Origin of the sequence: Streptomyces sp. 8N706 (genome assembly GCF_052245415.1) — a bacterium.
Taxonomy (GTDB): Bacteria; Actinomycetota; Actinomycetes; order Streptomycetales; family Streptomycetaceae; genus Streptomyces.
Map to the genome: position 1 here is coordinate 1 of NZ_JBQQBW010000203.1, position 5109 is coordinate 5109.

Sequence of the window (5109 nt, forward strand, 5' to 3'; positions counted from 1 at the left end):
TGCGTTGTCGGGCTCGTCCGAGTACGCCCAGTACGAGGACGACCCTCCGCCTTGCGATCGCACGCACCAGCCGCCGCGACCCCCGCCCTTCGGGCGGACGGCGCTACTTTCGAAACACGCCCTAGCGGACCGGCGCCGTGTGTCAGGCAGGCCCCAGCGGGAGCTCACCGGCGTCGAAGCAGGTGTGGTCACCGGTGTGGCAGGCCGCTCCCACCTGGTCGACCTTGACCAGGACGGTGTCGGCGTCGCAGTCGAGGGCGACGGATTTCACATGCTGGACGTGCCCGGAGGTGTCGCCCTTGACCCAGTACTCCTGGCGGCTGCGGCTCCAGTACGTGCAGCGGCCGGTGGTGAGGGTGCGGTGCAGCGCCTCGTCGTCCATCCAGCCGACCATCAGCACCTCGCCGGTGTCGTACTGCTGGGCGACAGCCGGGAAGAGCCCGTCGTCGGTCCGCTTGAGGCGGGCGACGATGGCCGGGTCGAGGCCGGAGGGGCGTGCGCTGCTGGACATGGGCTCCATTGTGCCGCGTCGGGTGGCCTGCCCGTACCCCTGCCCCTGCGCTTCGCGGCGTCCCGGGTGGACGGTCGTCGGGGAACCGGCCGTGTGTCCCGCTCCGTCGCCTGCCGGTTCCTCCTGTCCGGCTGTCCGGCTTCAACTCGGCTGGTTCGCATGCCCCGATGAGCCGGATGTCAGTGGGGTAGGGCATGCTTCCGGCATGACCACTCCGCCCCCGCCGCATGACGCCACGCCGCCGGCAGCGGGGGGCGGCTTCGGCCCGCCGCAGGGCTTCGGCCCGCCCCAGCACGGCCCGTCACAGGGGCAGGGCCCCGCACCGGGGCAGGGACCCGCGCAGCAGGGCTTCGGGCCTCCTCAGGCGTTCGGCCCGCCCCAGGGCGGTTACGGGGCGTTCCCGCCACCCCCGCCCCCCGGCACCGGACCCAGCGGACCGAAGATCGCCGGTATCTTCATCGCGGGCGTGCTGGCGGCCGGGCTGGCCGTGGGCGGCTTCCTGTTCTTCCAGGGCTCGGACGGCGGCGCCTCCGCCGACGCCGAGCCCCGATCCACGCCGACGCGGGACGATTCCGGAGAGCAGCGGCCCGGCGGCTCCGGCGGCGCCTCGGGGGAGACGTCCCCCTCGGGCCCCGCGAGCCCGTCCCCCTCACCCGGCGATGTGGTGCCCTTCGTGGCCCTGAAGCCGGGCAAGTGCTTCGACCACCCCGCCCTCGACGCCTCCGTCAGCGAGATCGAGACCCGTCCGTGCGCGGGGGCGCACGACGGTGAGGTGGTCGCCCGGGAGATGCTGACCGGTGAGTTCTCCTCCGAGCAGAAGCTCCAGGTCAAGGCGTTGAAGCTGTGTGAGACGGCGGTGACCGAGCGGATGCGGACCATACCCGAGGACGGGCGGACGTATTTCAACTACGCGCTGTACCCGTCCCTGGCCACCTATCGCATACGACACGAGAACCGGATCTCCTGCGCGGTGACACTCAGCAACGGCCTTGATGGGGAGAAGCTGACCGAGCCACTGCCGGGCTGAGCGCCGCGCGGCGTCGTGGCACCGCCGGGGCCCCAGCCGTACGCTGGCGCCATGTCGACCCATGCCAAGCGCGAACGTCTGCTCCTCGCCGACCTGTTGGAGTCCGCGGGCCCCGTCGCACCGACGCTGTGCGAGGGATGGAACACCCGCGAACTCGCCGCGCACGTGGTGGTGCGCGAGCGCCGCAGCGACGCGGCGGCGGGAATACTGCTCAAACCGCTGGCCCCCCGGCTGGAGCGGGTACAGGCCGAGTTCGCCGCGAAGCCGTACGAGGAGCTGGTCCATCTCATCCGCACCGGCCCGCCACGGCTCTCGCCGTACGCCCTGAAGCAGATCGACGAGGCGGCCAACACCATCGAGTTCTTTGTGCACGCCGAGGACGTACGCCGTGCGCGGCCCGACTGGGCACCCCGGGAGGTCGACGCGGTGTTCGCGGACGCACTGTGGTCCCGGCTGGAGAAGACCGCCCGGCTGCTCGGCCGCAAGTCCCCGGTCGGCCTGGTGCTCCGCCGCCCCGACGGCCGGACGGCGGTCGCCCACCGCGGCACCCCGGTGGTGACGGTCACCGGGGAACCGGCTGAGCTGACGCTCTTCGCCTTCGGCCGCCAGGAGGTGTCCCGGGTGGATCTGGAGGGCGAGAAGGACGCGGTCGCCAGGGCGTACGAGGCGAAGCTCGGCATCGCGCTCTGAACGCCGTGTACGGGCGATCGGGCCGGGCGGGGCCGGGCCGTCGAGGGCCGCTCGGCCCCCTGGGGGTCGGTTCGCTCCATGGAGGAGCGGCGGGCCGCCCGGCATGGTAAAGATGAGACGATCAAGGTGAAGCCGTATACGTCAAGCGCGACACCGCCGCACTCAGTCCCGGCTCGGCGCGGACTGCCGGGGCGATCTCCGTCGTCTGCAACCCCGCACGGACGCCATGCCGCCCCGGACAGGCCCGGTCACGCGCACAAGCCCGATCGTGTTCACCGGAAAGTCCGCACCTCAGGACCGAAGATCACGGAAGGGGGCCCGGCAGGGGTAGGAGACCGGTAGCCCGAGTACGGGGATGGTAGCGATGGAAACGCCGGTGACGATGTTCAGCGAGAGCCTGGAAGACCCCTTCTCCGTGGAACGGGCGGTCTCCGCGGTGCTGGACCACCGGGGGACGGTGATCGGCTGGGGCGAGCGGGCGCAGCGGCTGCTCGGATACACGGCGGACGAAGCGATCGGCCGGCCGGCGCTCGAGTTCCTGGTCGATCCCCAGGACCACGCTCCGGTGATCGAGGCCGCGGCGGAGGGCATGAGAACCGGCGGCTGGTACGGGGCCCTGCCCCTCCGGGACCGCACCGGCCGCCGCATGGAACTCGCTGTCAGAGCCCGCGCGGTCATCCGGTCCGGCGACGTCCACGAATGGTTTCTGGTCGGCTCCCCCGTGGAGGCCGTCCTTCAGTGGGAGACGGACCGCGCGGTCCTCGACGGAATGTTCCGTCGTTCCCCGATCGGGCTCGTCGTGCACAGTCCGGAACTGAGAATCCTGCGGGTCAACCGCGCGATCGCACGGGTCACCGATCTCCCGGCAGAGCGGCACCGTGGCCTGCACAGCGGCGAGTTGCTCATCCCCCCGGACGCGGAGACGGCGGAGACCAGGCTGCGACGCGTTCTGGAGACGGGAAAGCCCGTGATCTTCACCGAGCAGTCCTCACGACTGCGCCAGGACCCCGGCCGCGAGCGGTGGGTGTCCGTCTCCGCATTCCGCCTGCAGGACACCGCGGGCAGGATCCTCGGCGTCACCGAAACGGTCGAGGACGTCACCGACCGCTATCGTGCCCGGCGGCGGCTGGCGCTGCTCAACGAGGCCAGTTCCCGCATCGGGACCACCCTGGATGTGGACCAGACCGCTCGGGAGCTGGCCGAGGTGGCTGTCCCCAGCCTCGCCGACTGTGTGTCGGTGGACCTGCTGGAGCCGGTCACGCGGGGCGAGGATCCGCAGCAACAGACGTTGGGACCGGTGGTCCGTACCGCCCTGCGGAGCGTCACGCCGCAAGCGGCGGAGGTGATGTTCCCGGTCGGCGACCTGATCCGCTTCGCTCCCGATGCGCCGCAGGCCAAGTGCCTGGCGGCGCGGCGAGCGATCCTCGAACCGGCTCCGGACCTCTCCCCCGAGTGGTACGCCATGAGCCCTCGGCAGGCGGAGCTCGCCCGGGAGCTGACCCTCCATTCGCTGATGGTGGTACCGCTGGTCGCCCGTGGCCTGATATTGGGTCTGGTGAGTCTGTGGCGCTCCAAACGGCCCGAGCCGTTCGAGGAGGACGATCTCCGGCTGGCCCAGGAGTTCGCCTCCCGCGCCGGTGTCAGCATCGACAACGCCCGCCGCTACACCCAGCAACGACAGGCCGCGCTCACGCTGCAGCACAGCCTCCTGCCACGCGAGGTACCCGAACACGCGGCCATCGAGGTGGGCCACCGCTACCTGCCGGCCGGTGCCGCCCCCGGTATCGGCGGCGACTGGTTCGATGTCATTCCGCTCTCCGGCACCCGAGTGGCCCTCGTCGTGGGGGATGTGGTGGGCCATGGCATTCACGCCGCGGCCACGATGGGCCGCCTGCGCGCCGCCGTGCACACGCTGGCCAGCCTCGATCTCGAACCCGACGAGGTCCTCTCCCGCCTCGACGACCTGGTCGAGCTCCTGGCCGCCGAGCAGGAGGCGGACGGCGAACGGCGACCGGAGAATCAGGTCATCGGCGCGACCTGTCTGTACGCGGTCTACGACCCCATCTCCCGGCGCTGCGCCCTGGCGCGCGCCGGCCACCCGCCGCCGGCGATCGTGGGTCCCGACGGGCAGGCCGGCCTGCTCGATCTCCCGGCGGGCCCACCGCTCGGGCTGGGAGGGCTGCCGTTCGAGCCGTACGAGTTCGAAGCGGCCGAGGGCAGCCTGCTCGCCCTCTACACCAACGGGCTCGTCCAGACCCGGGACCGCGACATCGAGGGAGGAGTGACCCGCCTCTGTGAAGCGCTCACCCGGCCCACGGGCTCGTTGGAGCAGCTGTGCCAGGAGGTCGTCGACTCGATGCTGCCCGAGCATCCGGCCGATGACGTCGCCCTGCTCATCGCCCGTACCCGCGTGCTGCCACCCGAGAAGGTCGCGTCCTGGCAGCTGCCCGTGGAACCGGAGGCCGCATCCCAGGCGAGGGCGCTGACCACGGCCAAGCTGACCGAATGGGGACTGGAGGATCTGGCGTTCACCACCGAGCTGATCGCCAGCGAACTGGTCACCAACGCCTACCGGTACGGCGGCGGGCCGATGGAGCTGCGGCTCATCCGCGACCAGAGCCTCATCTGCGAGGTCTCCGACGGCAGCAGCACCTCCCCCCATCTGCGGCGGGCGCGCAGCATGGACGAGGGCGGCCGCGGCCTGTTCCTGGTGGCGCAGGTCACCGAGCGGTGGGGCACCCGCTATACGCGTGAGGGCAAGACCGTCTGGACCGAGCAGCCGCTGAACTCCACGGCGATGTGACCAGGGCGGCCTGGCGGCATACGGCTCGCTGTCCGCCGGCACCAGGAGACCGGGCACCGCCGTCGTCAGCCCGCCGAT

The 5109-nt window shown here is 71.6% G+C and carries 4 protein-coding genes; 3 read left to right on the forward strand and 1 reads right to left on the reverse strand.

Going from position 1 to position 5109, the window contains the following annotated elements:
• Positions 1-142 precede the first annotated feature (142 nt).
• The gene (gene hisI, locus ACTWQE_RS33520; RefSeq protein WP_443332868.1) at positions 143-511 is read right to left on the reverse strand and encodes a phosphoribosyl-AMP cyclohydrolase; all 369 of its coding nucleotides are present in this window, start codon (positions 509-511) and stop codon (positions 143-145) included.
• A gap of 205 nt (positions 512-716) precedes the next feature.
• On the opposite strand from hisI, the gene ACTWQE_RS33525 reads away from it, so the two are divergent.
• The 3 genes from ACTWQE_RS33525 to ACTWQE_RS33535 all read left to right on the forward strand — a co-directional run bounded on the left by ACTWQE_RS33525 (position 717) and on the right by ACTWQE_RS33535 (position 5031).
• Entirely contained in the window at positions 717-1538 is an 822-nt protein-coding gene (locus ACTWQE_RS33525) for a hypothetical protein (protein WP_443332869.1), read from the forward strand.
• A 51-nt stretch (positions 1539-1589) separates the two neighbouring features.
• Positions 1590-2228: a TIGR03085 family metal-binding protein gene (locus ACTWQE_RS33530; RefSeq protein ID WP_443332870.1), complete on the forward strand. Its 639-nt coding sequence runs from the start codon at positions 1590-1592 to the stop codon at positions 2226-2228.
• A 364-nt stretch (positions 2229-2592) separates the two neighbouring features.
• A complete protein-coding gene (locus tag ACTWQE_RS33535) occupies positions 2593-5031 on the forward strand; it encodes a SpoIIE family protein phosphatase (protein WP_443332871.1) in 2439 nt (812 codons plus the stop codon).
• The last annotated feature ends 78 nt before the right edge of the window (positions 5032-5109 follow it).